The sequence below is a fragment of the Kitasatospora sp. NPDC001225 genome (assembly GCF_053597855.1).
The window spans coordinates 1-14,571 of record NZ_JBSFJC010000170.1 but is presented as its reverse complement, the minus strand read 5'-3'; the positions used below and the strand labels follow the sequence as shown (position 1 = coordinate 14,571).

Below are 14,571 nucleotides of genomic sequence, written 5' to 3'. Positions count from 1 at the left end.
CCTTGATGCCGTGCCAGATCGCGCACTGGCCCGCGGCCCGGTTCATCACGGTGTTCGGGAACCTGGCCGGGTCGACCAGGTAGGGGCGGTCGCCGGTGAGTGAGTCCCTGGTGAAGTCCATGATGCTCTGCACGCTGCCCGAGCCGGTGCCCAGGACCAGGCCGACCCGTTCGGGGCGGTCCAGCAGGCCGGGCCCGCAGCCGTCGAGCAGGGTGCCGAAGGTGTGCACGGCGAGCGCGGTGACCCGGTCCATGGTCCTGGTGCCCTTGCGGCCGAGGGCCGCGGCGGCGCTGAAGTCCGGTACCAGGGCGGCCTGTTCGTAGGGGCCGGGGTACGCGGTGCGGTCCAGTGCGGCGACGGCGCCGGCGCCCGCGCGCAGCCCCGCGCCGAAGGCCTGCGCGCCGACCCCGAAGGGCGAGACCGCCGACCAGGCGGAGAACACCGGCTCGGGCACCGCCCGGTCCGGGCCGGCCGGCCGGGCCCGGGCCCGGCTGTCGGTCGCCGTCATGCCCGGCCCCGGCCGAGGGCCTTGCCCGCCTTGCCGGTCAGGGCGTCGGTCAGCCGGTCGTCGAAGTCGACCAGGCTCCAGTCGCGGCGGTTCTCGATCACCGCCCAGCCGTGGGTGATCCGGCCGGTGGCGGTCGGCACCAGGACGCCGTCGCGCAGCACGTAGGCGTCCATCCGCGCGGTGTAGGTCAGCCGCTTGAAGACGCTCTCGACGGTGTAGACGGTGTAGAGCGTCTCCTCCATCAGCGCCTCGTCGAGGAGGGTGATCCGGGAGTGCGGGACGACCGGGATCCAGTCCTGCTCGTCCAGCAGGGTCTTGATGGAGACGCCGCGGTCCGCCAGGAAGAGGTCGACGACCTCCTCCATCTGCCGCAGGTACCCGGACATCTGGACCCGCTCGGTGAAGTGGCAGTAGAAGTACGGCATCCGCCACGCCCAGCCGAAGGCGTTGCGGCCCGCCGTCAGCTGCTCGAGCGGGTCGGTGCCGGGCTCCAGCGGGACGGGCGCCGCGCCCGCGCCCAGCCGGTCGACGGTGAGCCCGACGAGCTCGGCGGGCGGTTCGGCGACGGCGTGGCCGCGCGGGTCGGAGCGGAGGTGGACGGTGGCCTTGGCGGCGACGGCCTTCACGGTCTCGCCGGAGCGCTCCACGGTCAGCTCCACGCCCAGGCGCAGCCCGCCGCCGTCCTGGGCGGGCAGTCGGCGCACGGTGGCCGTCACCACGTCGTCGATGTGCAGCGCGGTGAGGATCTTGGTGTCGAGATCGGTGAGGTCGACGCCCAGGCCGTACCGCTCGAAGAGCTCCCCGGGCGGGAACCCGTGCTGCCGGGCGTGGTCGTAGACCGCCTCCTCGACCAGGTAGTTGACGTGCTTGAAGCCGATCCAGGTGCAGATATTCGAGCCCTCGTAGCGGGGGCGCAGCCGCACCCGCGTGGTCGGGTCGGCGGCGGGGGCACTGCTGGTCATGGCAACTCCTGGGGTGAGAGGGTGGTGGCGTCGGCGTGCGGCGCCCCGGGCACGGCGGCGCGCAGGAACTCGCACACCAGCCGGGTGACCAGGTCGGGCCGCTCGACCATCGGGAAGTGCCGACAGCCCGGCAGCAGTTCGTACCGCGCCCCGGGCACCCGGGCCGCGAGGGCCCGGCCGTCCTCGGGCCGGGCGGCGGTGTCCCGCTGCCCGGACAGCACGAGCAGCGGCGAGCCGACGGCGCCGAGGTCGAGCGTGGGGGAGCGCAGGTAGGCCTCGAAGAACCGCATCCAGCCGTACGGCCCGACCTGGTCGCGCAGTTGGCGCGCCATCCAGTCGCGGTGGGACCGGGCGAACCGCGCGGTCTCGCCGACCTCCAGCGCCTCCTCGAAGACGCGGTGGAAGTCGTTGAGGTAGTACGAGATCACCGACCAGTCGAAGTCCTTGGGGCTGGGCCGGTAGAAGGGGCTGATCAGCACGGTCGGCCGGGGCGCGGTGCGGCCGGCCGCGGTCGCCTCGACGACCAGGTTCGCCGCGTACGAGTGGGCCACGACGGCGTCGAAGCGCTCGTCCAGCAGCTCGACCAGGAACCGGCCGGGGTCGGGCCGGGCGCCCCAGCCGTCGCCCTCGGACTGGGCGCGCCACGGCAGTTCGACGTCCCACAGCTCGAAGGCGGCCCCGGCCCGCCGGACCAGCGGGCTCCACACCGAGGGTTTGCCGCCCAGGCCGTGCAGCAGCAGCACCCGGACCGGGTCGGGGCCCTCGGCGGCCCTGCGCAGCCGGGGGGTGGGCGCGCTCATGCGTCCGGGTGCGCTCGGTACGCGCCGAGGATGAGCACCGCGTTGTTGCCGGCGAAGGCCAGCGCGTTGTTCTGCACGATGCGCACCTCGGCGGGGCGGGCCCGGTTGGGGACGGGGTCCAGGCCGCACTCCGGGTCGGTCTGCCGGTGGTTGATCGTCGGCGGGATGAAGCCCTCCTTGATCGCCAGCGCGCAGGCGGCGGAGGCGAGGGCGCTGGCCGCGCCCATGGTGTGGCCGAGCATGGACTTGATGGAGACGGTCGGCGGCGGGGTGGCGAACACCTGCCGGATCGCGCCCGCCTCCGTCACGTCGTTGGCCTTGGTGCCGGTGCCGTGCGCGGAGATGAAGTCGATGTCCTCCGGCTTCACCCCGGCGTTGCGGTGGGCCAGTTCGATGCAGGCGGCGAGGCTGTCGCGGTCCGGCGCGACCGGGTGGTGGGCGTCGCAGTTGAGCCCGTACCCGAGCACCTCGGCGTAGATCCCCGCGCCGCGGGCCAGCGCCGACTCCAGGCTCTCCATCAGCAGGATGCCGGCGCCCTCGCCGGTGAGGATGCCCTTGCGGTCGACGTCGAAGGGCTGGCTCAGCTCCGGCGCGATGGTGCCGAGCCGGTAGAAGCCGGTGAAGGTCTTGCGGCAGACCGCGTCGGCGCCGCCGGACAGGGCGACGTCCGCCTCGCCCGAGCGGATCGCGTCGAAGCCGGAGCCGATGGCGTAGTTGCCCGCGGCGCAGGCGGTCGCGATGGTGACGGCCTCCACGTCGGTGAGCTCCAGTTCGCGCACCACGCTGCTGGACAGCAGGCCGGCCGCCGACCGGCGGGCCACCACCGCGGGCAACCCTTCGGGTCCGTGGTGGAGTTGGTGCTCCGTCAGGGCGTCGAGGTCGCGCGACTCGCCGTCGGTGGTGCCGACCGAGACCAGGACGCGCCTGGCGCGGAGCTCCTCCAGGGCGAGGCCCGCGTCGGCCACCGCCATCCTCGCCGCCGCGACGGAGAACTGGCTGGCCCGGCCCAGCTCTTCGGGATCCCCGTGCTCGATCCACTGGGCCGGGTCGAAGTCGTCGATCTCGCAGCCGTTCGCGTGGGCGTAGCCCGTGGTGTCGAAGGACGTGATCGGCTTGACGCCGCTGCGGCCGCTGCGGAGCCCGCCGAGGAACTCGGCCGCCCCGGTGCCGATGCTGGTGACCGCGCCCAGCCCGGTGATGACGACCCGGCGCGGTTCCCGGTCTCCGCTGCCCACCATTGCTGACTCCGTTCTGTCGACTCGGCGCTGCGGCGGGCTACTTGGACAGGCTCTCCTGGACGACGGCGACGACGCCGTCCAGGTTGACCATCCGGATCAGCTCGGCCTGGTCGATCTCGATCGAGAAGGTCCGCTCCAGCGAGGAGAGGATCTCGATGGCGCCCAGCGAGTCGGCGTTGTGGTCCTCCTTGAACCGGCTGGTGTCGGTGACCTCGTCGGCCTCCAGTTCGAGGATGTCGCAGACGATCTCCTTGATCTGGGCGCGCTGTTCGGTGGTGACGACCGCGGTGCTGGGCATTTCGCCTCCCGGTGAGGGGGTGGGTGCGGCAGATGATGATCTGAATTCTTCTCGCCCGCGCTGACGGACAACTGACGTGCAACTGACGGTCGTTGATCGGCTTGACAGTGCTCGCCAACACCTGTCAGTCTCAACTTTCAGGTAGGAGGAAGAGGGTGGGGGTGCCGACAAGCGCGGAACTACTGGCCCTGCTCGCCGCCGTCGGGCACACCCAGCGCCTGCGGATCATCGGCGAACTGGCGCAGGGCCGGGTCCACGTCAGTGAACTGGCCCGGCGGCTGGGCATGTCCAGGCCGCTGCTCTACATGCACCTGGAGCGGCTCGAACACGCCGGTCTGGTCGCCGGCGCGCTGGAGCTCTCCGATGACGGCAAGGCCATGAAGTTCTTCGAACTCACTCCGTTCGACATCCGCGTCACGGTCGACACCGTCATCGCCGCCCTCCGGGAGGACCGGGCGCAGGTCGACGGGCGCAACGCGACGCCCGAAGGCAGCGACGCCTGAACCAGGCGCCGCCCGGAGGAAGGCGCGACGCCCGAAGGAACAGAAGGGACCCTCATGAGCGGCGGCGTGATCGCCATCGTCATCACACTGATCGTCATCGGCGGGATCAGCGTCAGCATCGTCTCGTACTTCACCCTCCAGCGGCACCGCGCGGACGCCGCCGCGATGGCCGCCTACCGGCAGCTGGCCGAGGAGACGCTGACCGGACAGAAGGCGCTCCGGGGTGAACTACGGGCGCTGACCGCCAGGTTGGCATCGGTCGAGGACCTTCTGCGAAGCGTCGACGAACTCTGAACCACCCGTCCCACCCGTTCCATCCGCGCCGTCCGGCGCCATCCCGTCCCATCCGTCCTGGTCACCCACGGAGTCGCCATGACCACCGCCACCGTGCACGGCATCGACGATGCCGTGCGACTGAGGAACGTCTGCCGTGGCTACGGCAACGAGCGCAACCGGGTCGTCGCCCTCGACGACGTGTCGGTGGGCTTCGGCCGCAGCACCTTCACCGCGGTGATGGGCCCGTCCGGCTCCGGCAAGACCACACTGCTGCAGTGCGCCGCCGGGCTGGACCGGCCGGACTCCGGCTCAGTCTCGCTGGACGGCATGGAACTCGCCGGGCTCAGCGAGAAGGAGCTCACCAGGCTCCGCCGGGACCGGATCGGCTTCATCTTCCAGGCCTTCAACCTGCTGCCCGCGCTGAGCGTGGCCGACAACGTGGCCCTGCCGCTGCGGCTGGCCGGGCGCCGGCCCGGCCGGGAGAGCGTCGAGCGGGTGCTGGAGCAGGTCGGCCTCGGCGCGCGCAGCAACCACCGGCCCGGCGAGCTGTCCGGCGGCCAGCAGCAGCGGGTCGCCATCGCCCGGGCCCTGATCACCCGGCCCGCGGTGCTCTTCGGCGACGAGCCGACCGGCGCGCTGGACACCCGCACCGCGGTGGAGATCCTGCGGCTGCTGCGCCAGGCCGTCCACAACGACGGGCAGACCGCCGTCATGGTCACCCACGACCCGGTCGCCGCCTCCTACGCCGACCGGGTGCTGTTCCTGGCCGACGGGCGGATCGTCGACGAGCTGAGCGGCGCCTCGGCCGACACCATCGCCGAGCGGATGACCCGGCTCGGCGCCTGGGGCGACAGCTCCGACGGCTCCGGCGCGGCGGTCGCCTCCGGCACCCCCGTCGCCCGCGGCGGAGAGGCGGCCCGCTGATGTTCGCCCTGGCCCTGCAGACCCTGCGGTTCCGCAGGACGAGCTTCATCGCCTCCACCGTCGCGCTGTTCTTCGGCGCGGTGATCCTCACCGCCTGCGGCGGCCTGATGGAGACCGGCATCCGCCACCGGGTGCCCCCGTTCGCGGCCGTCCCGCCGGGCACCCAGCAGGCGGCCAGCCGGCTGATCTCGATGTCCGCGGTGTTCGGCGGGATCGCCGCGATGGTCACCGTCTTCATCGTCGGCTCCACGCTGGCCCTGGTGGTCCAGCAGCGGCTCGGCGAGATGGCGCTGCTGCGCGCGATCGGCACCCTGCCCGGCCAGCTCCGCCGGATGATCGTGGTGGAGACCCTGGTCGTCGCGCTCGTCGCCGTCGCCCTCGCCCTCGTCCCGGGCTACCTCGCGGGCGGGTGGATGCTGGAGCAGATCGCGGCCAGCGGCGTGGTCACGAAGGGGATCACCTACCACGCCGGCTGGATCCCGATGGTCACCGCGGGCGGCACCTCGATGCTCGCCGCGCTGACCGCGGCCTTCATCGCCTCCCGGCGGGCGGCGCTCTCCCGGCCCGCCGACGCGCTCGCCGAGTCCCGCCTCCAGCACCGCTGGCTGAGCGGCCCGCGGCTGGCCTTCGCGGTGCTCTGCCTGGCCGGCGGCACCGCGCTGGCGGTGGTCACCGGCACCGTGATGAACGGCGAGGTCGCCGCCAGTACGGCCGGCCCCTCGGCGATGCTCTGGGCGGGCGGGATCGCCCTGCTCGGCCCCGGGCTGACCAAGGTGCTCACCGGGGTGTTCCACCGCCCGCTGCGCGCGCTGTTCGGCCTGACCGGGGACCTGGCGATGGACAACGCCCGGGCCCGCCGGATCCGGATCGCGGGCGCGGTCAGCCCGGTGATGCTGGCCACCGGGCTGTCCACCGCGCTGATCTACCTCCAGACCACGCTCTCCGCCGGCCAGGGCGGCGACGGGGTCGGCGCCTGGGTGGACTACCTGCTGGCCGGCAGCATCATCGCGTACGCGGTGATCTCCCTGGTCAACACCCTGGTGGTGGCCGCCGCCGAGCGCCGCCGGGAGTTCGCCCTGCAACGGCTGGTCGGCGCCACCCCCGGCCAGATCCTGGCGATGACCGGCATCGAGTCGCTGCTCGTCACCATCGTCGGCACGGTGCTGGGCACCTTCGTCGCCGCGGCCACGCTCGCCCCCTTCCGGATGGCGCTGGACGGCTCCTGGCTGCCCCGCGGACCGGTCTGGATCTACCTCTCGATCGTCGGGTTCGTCGGGGCGCTGACCGCCCTCGCCAGTGTCTCGGCCACCGGCGCCGCCCTGCGGACGCCGCCGGCCGAGGCGCTCGCCACCCTGTGACCGGCCCCGGGCCCGGACCACTCCGGGCCCGCCCGGCCGGCCCCGCCCCACTGCACCCGGGGCGGCAGGAAGGACTCCAACTCGGCGAACTGGTCCGGGTGTCGGGTGACCCACGACCAGTACCCGGGGATCGTGCGGGCGTACTCGCAGTAGTAGCGCCGGAGCGTGGTGAGCAGTCTGCGCTGGATGTCGTCGGTCACCGAGTCGCTGCGCCACACCAGCAGCATGTCGGTGCCCTCGGCGACGGAGACCGGGACGAGGCGCACCTCGCGGGTGACGCCGGTGGGCGGCGTCAGCGCGGCGGCCCGGACGTCCCGGACCCAGTTCATCGCCTCGTGGTGGCCGTCGACGTAGTGCAGCACCTCCAGGTCGGCCCGGCCGACGGCGGCGAACAGCTGCTTCTCGATCGGGTGGAACCAGTGGTCGCGGGTGTAGCGGACCCACCGCAGCGAGGCGAGCTGCGCCGGGCTCACCGCCTCCTGGCCGACCAGGTGGTGGTCGTGCGGGAGCGCCACCCAGACGGGCTCCCGCACGATCACCGTGCTGGCCAGGGCGGGTTCGTCCGCCTCGGCCGAGGCGGCCAGCGCGACCCCGGGCACCATCGCGGCGTGCAGGGCGCCGCGGGACACCTGCGCGATGGCGGCGTCGGGGCTGAGCGTCTCGGTCTGCACCTCCTTGACCGGCAGCGCGGACTTGAGCGCGCTGCGCAGCGACGGCGGCGTCCACTCGGCGTTCCCGAACCGGAACACCTCCGAGAAGTGCGCGGCCGCCTCGGCGATCACCCGGTCCGCGTGCTGGACGAGTTCGGCCAGAATCGGGATGAGCCTTTCCCCCAAGGCGGTCGGAATGGTTCCGGTTCTGGTCCGTACGAACAGCTCGCCGCCCACGGCTCTTTCGATCCGCTTCAATTGTGCGGTGAGGCTCGATTGGGGAAGGCTCAATTGGGCGGCGGCTCTGGAAATGCTGCCCAGCCGGTCGATGGTGGTAACGATCTTGGCATGCCTCAACTCAACGTCCACTGGGCCCCCGTCCGCGATTCCGACTTCCTCGCGTAGCCACCAGGAAAAATCCAAGGCGGTCGCCACGCTAACAGAGTGATCCTTGACCGTCCACAGTCGGAAGCGGCGTGAACGGGCCGGAACGGGACGGGGGTCGGGAGGGGGGAATGCGCGGCGCGGCCGGTGATCGGAAACCGGTATTCCGGGATTTTCCGGAACGGGCATATGCCGAGCGGGATCAGGCCGGTACGGGCCCGGCGAAGTCGAGCACCCGCCGCGGCTCGCCGAGCAGGTCGGCCTGCCGGAGGATCGCCTGGTAGGCGTGGTGCAGCGCGCGGCCGGGCTCCAGCCCCAGGTCGTCGGCGAGCCGGCGGCGGGTGCTGTGGAAGACCTCCAGCGCCTCGGCCTGCCGGCCGTCGCGGTAGAGCGCGAGCATCAACAGCTCGCTCAGGCGCTCCCGTTCGGAGTGCTCGACGGCGAGCTGCCGCAGTTCGGACACCGGGACCCGGGCCGAGTCCACGGCGAGCTTGGCGGCGGTCAGGTCCTCGTACGCGCTGATCCGGCGCTCCTCCAGGTGCGCCGCCCGGATCCGGCAGCGCAGCCCGTCGCAGGAGTCCATCAGGGCGCCGCCGCGCCACAGGCCGAGCGCCTCCTCCAGGGTGGCGATGGCGCGGTCCGGGTCGCGCCGGGCGAGATCGCCGCCCGCGTCGGCGAGCCGCAGGAAACGGTGCGCGTCGATCGCGTCCGTCGGGACGTCGAGGAGATAGCCGCCGTTGGCGGTGCGGAGGGTTTCGTCGCCCTTGCGGCCGGTCACGGATTCCAGCAGCCGGCGCAGTCGGCCGACATTCGCCTGGAGGGCGTTGCGGGCATTGGCCATCGGCTGGTCGCCCCATAACTCGTCCACGATCTCGTCGAACGGGACCGGGATCCCCGGTGAGGTCGCCAGCAGGGTCAGCACGACGCTGGTCCGCTTCGACGCCATGGTGTAGTGCACGTTCTCGTGCGACAGGAGCAGCGGACCGAGAAGCTTGATTTCCACAGCAGCACCCCATGATTTTCCGAGCCGTCCAGGTGAGTCTGCGCGACGCCGGTGCGGACCGGGAGATACCAGCCGGGCGGGGCGGCCGGGGGCGGATGGTATGACACGCCCTGTGCATGACACCCGGAGGGGCGCCGGATCGACGGGGGAGCGATCCGGCGCCCGGCTCGGAGGCGGGGGTGCGGCCTCGCCGCGCCACCCGGGACGGGCCGACGGGGACGCACCGTGACGGCGAGCCCGTATATGTCGACCTGTCAGAAGAATGCTACAGGTGGCGGGTTGAGCTGTCCATGGGAAGTCGGAGGTGCGGCTACGACTGCCCGGCGCCCCGGCCGTAGCGGTCCAGCTCGTGGAAGAAGCCGTCCACGACGGCGAGTTCACCCCGCGCGGCCAGCGCGTCGTAGACGTACCGGCCGACCGCGAGGTCGAGTACGCCGAGCCCGAACGGCGAGAACACCACCGGCCGGTCGGTCGGCACCCGGACCTTTCCGGCCATCACCTCGTGGAGCGTGCCGTCGATGAAGTCCCGGTTGCCGGTGAGCTGTTCGGTCAGGTGCGGGGAGGTCTCGGCCTTCAGGCAGTGCTCGACGTCGTCCAGCACGTTGGCCGAGGCGAGCAGCACCTCGGGCGCCAGGTCGCGCAGCGAGACGTTGAGCACCACCGGGTTGTGGGAGAACCACGAGGGGTCGGTGAGGTGCGGCTTCGCGGCGACGGTCGCCAGGACCACCAGGTCCGAGGCGCGGACCAGCTCCTCGGCGCTCCCGTGCACGGTGATCCGGGGCGAGGCGCCGGCCTGCTCCCGGTCGGCCCGCTCCGGGTCCGCGCGCTCCAGGTAGGAGCGGAAGCCGGCCGCGTGCTCGGCGGACAGGTCGTGCACCCCGACCTCGTCGAACTCCCAGCCGGTGCGGGCCAGATAGGTGTGGATGTGCCGGGCGATCAGCCCGGTGCCGATGAAGCCGACCCGCCGCGGCCGGGGCCGGCCGGCGGAGAGCCGGTCGGCCGCGAGCGCGGCCGAGGCGGCGGTGCGGGCGGCGCTGATGATCGAGCTCTCCAGGCAGGCGATCGGGTAGCCGGTCGCGGGGTCGTTGAGCACCAGCACCGCGGAGGCCCGGGGGAGGCCCGCGGCCACGTTCTCCGGGAAGCTGGAGATCCACTTGATCCCGTCGACCGGCGTGCCGCCGCCCACCGAGGCCGGCAGCGCGATGATGCGCGAGCTGGGCCGGTCCGGGAAGCGCAGGAAGTACGACGGCGGGTTGACCGTGTCCCCCTCGCCGTGCACCCGGTAGGTCGCCGCGACCAGGTCGACGGTCTGCTTCTCGTTGCCGGACAGCACGCCGTGCACCTGCGCGCCGGGGACGACGGCGAACTGCGGGATCTGCCTCTGCTGCGTCATGAGTGGCTCCGTCTCGGGGGAGATCTGGCCACAGCAGTGTGGCTGACCTGCGCTGACACCGCGCTGATGACCCGTCAGGCGTTCGAATGGTCCGACAGGTACGGGTCAACCCGACCTGCGACTTTCGACCAGTGCCAAATGACCTGGTCGGACCTTACGAGGATGCCTAGAGTCACTCTCTGGTGGCGCCGCCCTCAGCTTCTACCAGCGGGGTGACGACCGACGGCGCCACCTCGGCCGGTATCCGGCACCTCCCCTGCCGGAAACACGTGGACCACCGAAGAGGAGTCACCAGTGCTCGACCGGGTTGTGATCGTAGGCGGCGGAACAGCGGGTTGGATGACGGCTTCGTACCTGAAGGCCGCGTTCGAGGACCGGGTGGACATCACCCTCGTGGAATCCGGCAACATCTCCACCGTGGGCGTCGGCGAGGCCACCTTCAGCGACATCCGCCACTTCTTCGAGTTCCTCGGACTCAAGGAGAAGGACTGGATGCCGGCCTGCAACGCGACGTACAAGCTCGCCGTCCGCTTCGAGGACTGGCGCGAGCCCGGCCACTACTTCTACCACCCGTTCGAGCAGATGCGCTCGGTCAACGGCTTCCCGCTCACCGACTGGTGGCTCAAGCAGGGGCCGACCAGCCGGTTCGACAAGGACTGCTTCGTGATGGCCTCGGTCATCGACGCCGGCCTCAGCCCCCGCCACCTCGACGGCGCCCTCATCGACCAGCCCTTCGACGAGGGCGCGGACGAGATGCAGGGCCTCACCATGTCCGAGCACCAGGGCAAGACCCAGTTCCCGTACGCCTACCAGTTCGAGGCCGCGCTGCTCGCCAAGTACCTGACGCAGTACGCCACCGACAGAGGCGTCAAGCGCATCGTCGACGACGTCCAGGACGTCCGGCTCGACGACCGCGGCTGGATCAGCGGACTGCGCACCGCCGAGCACGGCGAGCTCACCGGCGACCTCTTCATCGACTGCACCGGCTTCCGCGGGCTGCTGCTGAACAAGGCGCTGGAGGAGCCGTTCATCTCCTACCAGGACACCCTGCCCAACGACAGCGCCGTCGCCCTCCAGGTGCCGATGGACATGGCGAAGCGCGGCGTGCTGCCCTGCACCACCGCGACCGCCCAGGACGCCGGCTGGATCTGGACGATCCCGCTGATGGGCCGGGTCGGCACCGGGTACGTCTACGCGAAGGACTACCTCTCGCCGGAGGAGGCCGAGCGGACCCTGCGCGCCTTCGTCGGCCCCGCCGCCGCCGACGTCGAGGCCAACCACATCCGGATGCGGATCGGCCGCAGCCGCAACTCCTGGTCCCGCAACTGCGTGGCCGTCGGCCTCGCCAGCGGCTTCGTGGAGCCGCTGGAGTCCACCGGGATCTTCTTCATCCACCACGCCATCGAGCAACTGGTCAAGTACTTCCCGGCGCAGGACTGGAACCCGGTCCGGCGCGACCTCTACAACCGGGCCGTCGCCCACGTCATGGACGGGGTACGGGAGTTCCTGGTCCTGCACTACGTCGCCGCCAAGCGCACCGACACCCAGTACTGGCGGGACACCAAGACCCGGAAGATCCCCGACTCGCTGGCCGAGCGGCTCGAACTCTGGAAGGCCCAACTCCCGGACTCCGAAACGGTCTTCCCCTACTACCACGGCCTGCCGCCGTACTCCTACATGAGCGTCCTGCTGGGCATGGGCGGCATCGAGGTGGCGCACTCCCCGGCCCTGGACCTCTCCGACGGCGCCGCCGCGGAACGGGAGTTCGCCCAGATCCGGGAGAAGACCGAACGGCTCGTCGCGACGCTGCCCAAGGCGTACGACTACTTCGCCCGGATGCGCTGACCACGATCCCGGGAAAGGGGCCCGTTCGTCATGGACGTCCTCCAGCTCCTGACACGCGTCGTGCACGCGGCCGCCGTCCTCGGCGTCGTGCTGCTGATCGCCGTGGCGGGCAGGAGAGTCGCGCGCCGTCTCCGGCAGCCGGAGGTGATCGGGGAGATCACGGGGGGCCTGCTGGCCGGGCCCGCCGTGATCGCCCTGGCCGGCCGGCCCGCCTTCGACACCGTGCTGCCGGGGCCGGTGTTCGACCTCGTCAAGACCGTCGCCGAGGCCGCCCTGGTGCTCTTCCTGGTCGGCCTCGCCCACAAACTGCGCCGCGGCCGGGACCGGCTGCCCCGGCGCGCCACCACCTGGATCACCGTCGGGGCGCTGGTGCCGCCGCTGGCCACCGGCGGCCTGCTGGTCGGGCTGATCGCCCTCACCGGCGACCGGGCGGCCCGCGGCGGCGCCCCGCTGCCGGCCTTCCTCCTGATGGTCGCGGTCACCATGGCCATCACCGCCGTCCCGGTGATGGCCCGCATCCTGGCCGACCGCGGGATGAGCGACGGCGTCCCGGGCCGGCTCTCGCTGGCCTCCGCCGTCGTCATCGACGCCTGCGGCTGGCTGCTGCTCTCCCTGGCCATCAGCCTGGGCGCCGGGGACCCGGCACGCTCGCTGCACTCGCTGCGCGCCCTGGCCGTCGGCGTGGTCTGCGCGCTGGCCATCCGCTACGCGCTGGGCACCCGGACCGCGTCCCGGCTCTGCGGCCGCTCGCCCCGGGCGATGGCGGTCCTGGTCGCGGTGGCCGCCCTCGCGGTGGCCTTCGCCATGAAGCACCTCGGCATGACGTCGATCCTCGGCGCGGCACTGGCCGGGCTGGCGGTCCCGCACGACGACGGCGGCCCGTGGACCCGGGTGGTGTCCACGGTCTCCCGGTCGGGGCAGTTCCTGACCCCCGCCTTCTTCGTGGTCACCGGGGTCACCGTGCTCACCGGCGCCTTCTCCGCCACCTCCGGGGTGCTGATCGCCGGCACCGTCCTGCTGGGCTTCCTCGGCAAGGGCCTCGGCGGCTACCTCGGGGCCCGGGTCGGCGGCCAGCCGCCCCGGACCGCCCGGCGGATCGGCGCGCTGATGAACACCCGCGGCCTCACCGAACTGATCGTCCTCCAGGCCGGCTTCGCCTCCGGGGTGCTGCCCGCGCCGCTGGTCCTGGCCCTGGTGGTGATGGCACTGGTCACCACGGCGGCCACCGGGCCGCTGCTGGAGCTGTTCGACCGGATGGAGGGCCGCCCGGCGGCCGAGGGGATCAGCGCGACGGCCATGGCGCCGGTGGAGTCCGTCGAGACAGAAAGCGGTGCGAGATGACCGAGTACGCGGGCGACCGGGCCCGGTTACGGGCCGGGGCCTCCGGGGCGTCCGGAGCCGTGGGGACGGCGGGAGCCACCCCCGACGAGTTCCGGGCCATGATGAGCGGGTTCCCCACGGGCGTGAGCGTGGTGTCCGCCACCGGCCCCGACGGCGCCCCGAGGGGCATGACCTGCTCCGCGGTGTGCAGCGTCTCACTCGACCCGCCCACCCTCCTGGTCTGCCTGCGCGACGGCAGTCCCACGCTCGAAGCGGTCACCGACAGCGGCCTGTTCGCGGTCAACCTGCTGCACGAGGACGCCCAGGGGACCGCCGAACTGTTCGCCTCCGGCAACCCGGACCGGTTCCAGCTGCTCCCCTGGGAGCAGGCCCCGGAGGCGGCCGGCCCGCACCTGGTGCGCGACGCCCACACGGTGGCCGACTGCGACGTGGTGCTGGCCCAGCGGGTCGGCGACCACGTCACCGTCTACGGCGAGATCCGCCGGGTCGTACGGCGCCACCACCCGCGGCCGCTGCTGTACGGGCTGCGCCAGTTCCGGGCCTGGCCGCGGAGCTGATCCCGGAACGGCGGGAAGGGCGAGGACCCCCGGCACCGGACGGCGGCCGGGGGTCCAGCCCGCTGTGCCTACGAGGCGAGCAGGTGCGAGGCGCTCCGCGGCCGGGCCCCGCGGGCCGGCCGCTCGGACCGGTCGCAGCCCGTCGCCGCCGGCCGTACCGGCCCGCCGTCCAGCAGCGCCATCCCGAGCGGCGTCACCGAGTGCAGCACGGTGTTGCGCACCCGGCGGGTGGTGATCAGCCCGCTCCGGCGCAGCACCGCCGCGTGCTGGCTGGCGCTGGCCGCCGAGATGCCCAGCCGGTCGGCGAGCTGGCTGGTCGTGCAACTCGCCCGCAGCGTACGGAGGGCGGCGGCCCGGGTCTGGCCCACCAGGGCGCCGAGCGGCCGCGAGCCGCTGTCCCGCTCCTGCCACAGCTGGGCCCCCTTGCGGGCGTGCGGCGGGGCCGCGAACACCAGCACCACCTGCGCGTCCGGCCCCTCGGCGTCGATCGCCAGGCCCGGCCGGTGGTTGAGGAACACAGAGGGGGTGAGC

Annotated in this window: 15 protein-coding genes and 2 pseudogenes; 7 read left to right on the top strand and 10 right to left on the bottom strand. The window is 72.5% G+C overall.

Annotated features, from left to right (window positions below):
• The 5 genes and pseudogenes from ACWDCZ_RS34975 to ACWDCZ_RS34955 form a co-directional block, all read right to left on the bottom strand.
• Positions 1-508, bottom strand: a pseudogene (locus ACWDCZ_RS34975) (beta-ketoacyl synthase N-terminal-like domain-containing protein); the annotation flags it as partial.
• Positions 505-1,470, bottom strand: a complete 966-nt coding sequence (locus tag ACWDCZ_RS34970) for a hypothetical protein (protein ID WP_380742025.1) — start codon at positions 1,468-1,470, stop codon at positions 505-507. The pseudogene ACWDCZ_RS34975 and the gene ACWDCZ_RS34970, both read right to left, overlap by 4 nt.
• A complete protein-coding gene (locus ACWDCZ_RS34965) occupies positions 1,467-2,270 on the bottom strand; it encodes an alpha/beta fold hydrolase (protein ID WP_181970522.1) in 804 nt (267 codons plus the stop codon). Before ACWDCZ_RS34965 ends, ACWDCZ_RS34970 begins: the two co-directional genes overlap by 4 nt.
• Positions 2,267-3,508 (bottom strand): beta-ketoacyl-[acyl-carrier-protein] synthase family protein, encoded by a 1,242-nt coding sequence (locus tag ACWDCZ_RS34960; protein ID WP_049652156.1) that lies wholly within the window; start codon positions 3,506-3,508, stop codon positions 2,267-2,269. The genes ACWDCZ_RS34965 and ACWDCZ_RS34960 overlap by 4 nt, the downstream gene beginning before the upstream one ends.
• A gap of 37 nt (positions 3,509-3,545) precedes the next feature.
• A complete protein-coding gene (locus ACWDCZ_RS34955) occupies positions 3,546-3,806 on the bottom strand; it encodes an acyl carrier protein (RefSeq protein WP_049652157.1) in 261 nt (86 codons plus the stop codon).
• Positions 3,807-3,967: 161 nt separating this feature from the next.
• Here ACWDCZ_RS34955 and ACWDCZ_RS34950 point away from each other — a divergent pair, with 161 nt between their 5' ends.
• From ACWDCZ_RS34950 to ACWDCZ_RS34935, 4 genes are all read left to right on the top strand, one after another.
• The gene (locus tag ACWDCZ_RS34950; RefSeq protein ID WP_049652158.1) at positions 3,968-4,309 is read left to right on the top strand and encodes an ArsR/SmtB family transcription factor; all 342 of its coding nucleotides are present in this window, start codon (positions 3,968-3,970) and stop codon (positions 4,307-4,309) included.
• A 54-nt stretch (positions 4,310-4,363) separates the two neighbouring features.
• Complete coding sequence (locus tag ACWDCZ_RS34945; RefSeq protein ID WP_049652159.1) at positions 4,364-4,603, top strand: hypothetical protein; 240 nt, start codon at positions 4,364-4,366, stop codon at positions 4,601-4,603.
• A 78-nt stretch (positions 4,604-4,681) separates the two neighbouring features.
• Positions 4,682-5,509 (top strand): ABC transporter ATP-binding protein, encoded by an 828-nt coding sequence (locus tag ACWDCZ_RS34940; protein ID WP_449817974.1) that lies wholly within the window; start codon positions 4,682-4,684, stop codon positions 5,507-5,509.
• A complete protein-coding gene (locus tag ACWDCZ_RS34935; RefSeq protein ID WP_049652161.1) occupies positions 5,509-6,867 on the top strand; it encodes an ABC transporter permease in 1,359 nt (452 codons plus the stop codon). Before ACWDCZ_RS34940 ends, ACWDCZ_RS34935 begins: the two co-directional genes overlap by 1 nt.
• Here the strand turns inward: ACWDCZ_RS34935 and ACWDCZ_RS34930 are convergent.
• From ACWDCZ_RS34930 to sbnB, 4 genes and pseudogenes are all read right to left on the bottom strand, one after another.
• Complete coding sequence (locus tag ACWDCZ_RS34930; protein WP_241852889.1) at positions 6,759-7,703, bottom strand: substrate-binding domain-containing protein; 945 nt, start codon at positions 7,701-7,703, stop codon at positions 6,759-6,761. The two genes, ACWDCZ_RS34935 and ACWDCZ_RS34930, sit on opposite strands and share 109 nt — an antisense overlap.
• A gap of 3 nt (positions 7,704-7,706) precedes the next feature.
• A pseudogene (locus ACWDCZ_RS34925) lies at positions 7,707-8,090 on the bottom strand (helix-turn-helix domain-containing protein); the annotation flags it as partial.
• Positions 8,091-8,103: 13 nt separating this feature from the next.
• On the bottom strand, positions 8,104-8,904 hold the full coding sequence (locus tag ACWDCZ_RS34920) for an AfsR/SARP family transcriptional regulator (RefSeq protein ID WP_234348407.1): 801 nt from the start codon (positions 8,902-8,904) through the stop codon (positions 8,104-8,106).
• A gap of 310 nt (positions 8,905-9,214) precedes the next feature.
• A complete protein-coding gene (gene sbnB / locus ACWDCZ_RS34915; protein ID WP_449817973.1) occupies positions 9,215-10,297 on the bottom strand; it encodes a 2,3-diaminopropionate biosynthesis protein SbnB in 1,083 nt (360 codons plus the stop codon).
• A gap of 294 nt (positions 10,298-10,591) precedes the next feature.
• On the opposite strand from sbnB, the gene ACWDCZ_RS34910 reads away from it, so the two are divergent.
• From ACWDCZ_RS34910 to ACWDCZ_RS34900, 3 genes are read left to right on the top strand one after another with little or no spacing between them, the layout of a single operon-like run.
• Positions 10,592-12,142 carry a tryptophan halogenase family protein gene (locus ACWDCZ_RS34910; RefSeq protein ID WP_074002444.1) on the top strand — a complete coding sequence of 517 codons (1,551 nt, stop codon included), beginning with the start codon at positions 10,592-10,594 and terminating at the stop codon, positions 12,140-12,142.
• A gap of 30 nt (positions 12,143-12,172) precedes the next feature.
• A complete protein-coding gene (locus tag ACWDCZ_RS34905) occupies positions 12,173-13,483 on the top strand; it encodes a cation:proton antiporter (protein WP_449817972.1) in 1,311 nt (436 codons plus the stop codon).
• The gene (locus ACWDCZ_RS34900) at positions 13,480-14,040 is read left to right on the top strand and encodes a flavin reductase family protein (RefSeq protein ID WP_117487100.1); all 561 of its coding nucleotides are present in this window, start codon (positions 13,480-13,482) and stop codon (positions 14,038-14,040) included. Before ACWDCZ_RS34905 ends, ACWDCZ_RS34900 begins: the two co-directional genes overlap by 4 nt.
• A gap of 68 nt (positions 14,041-14,108) precedes the next feature.
• Here ACWDCZ_RS34900 and ACWDCZ_RS34895 read toward each other — a convergent pair.
• A partial coding sequence (locus ACWDCZ_RS34895; RefSeq protein WP_449817971.1) for a helix-turn-helix domain-containing protein occupies positions 14,109-14,571 on the bottom strand: 463 nt, incomplete at its 5' end.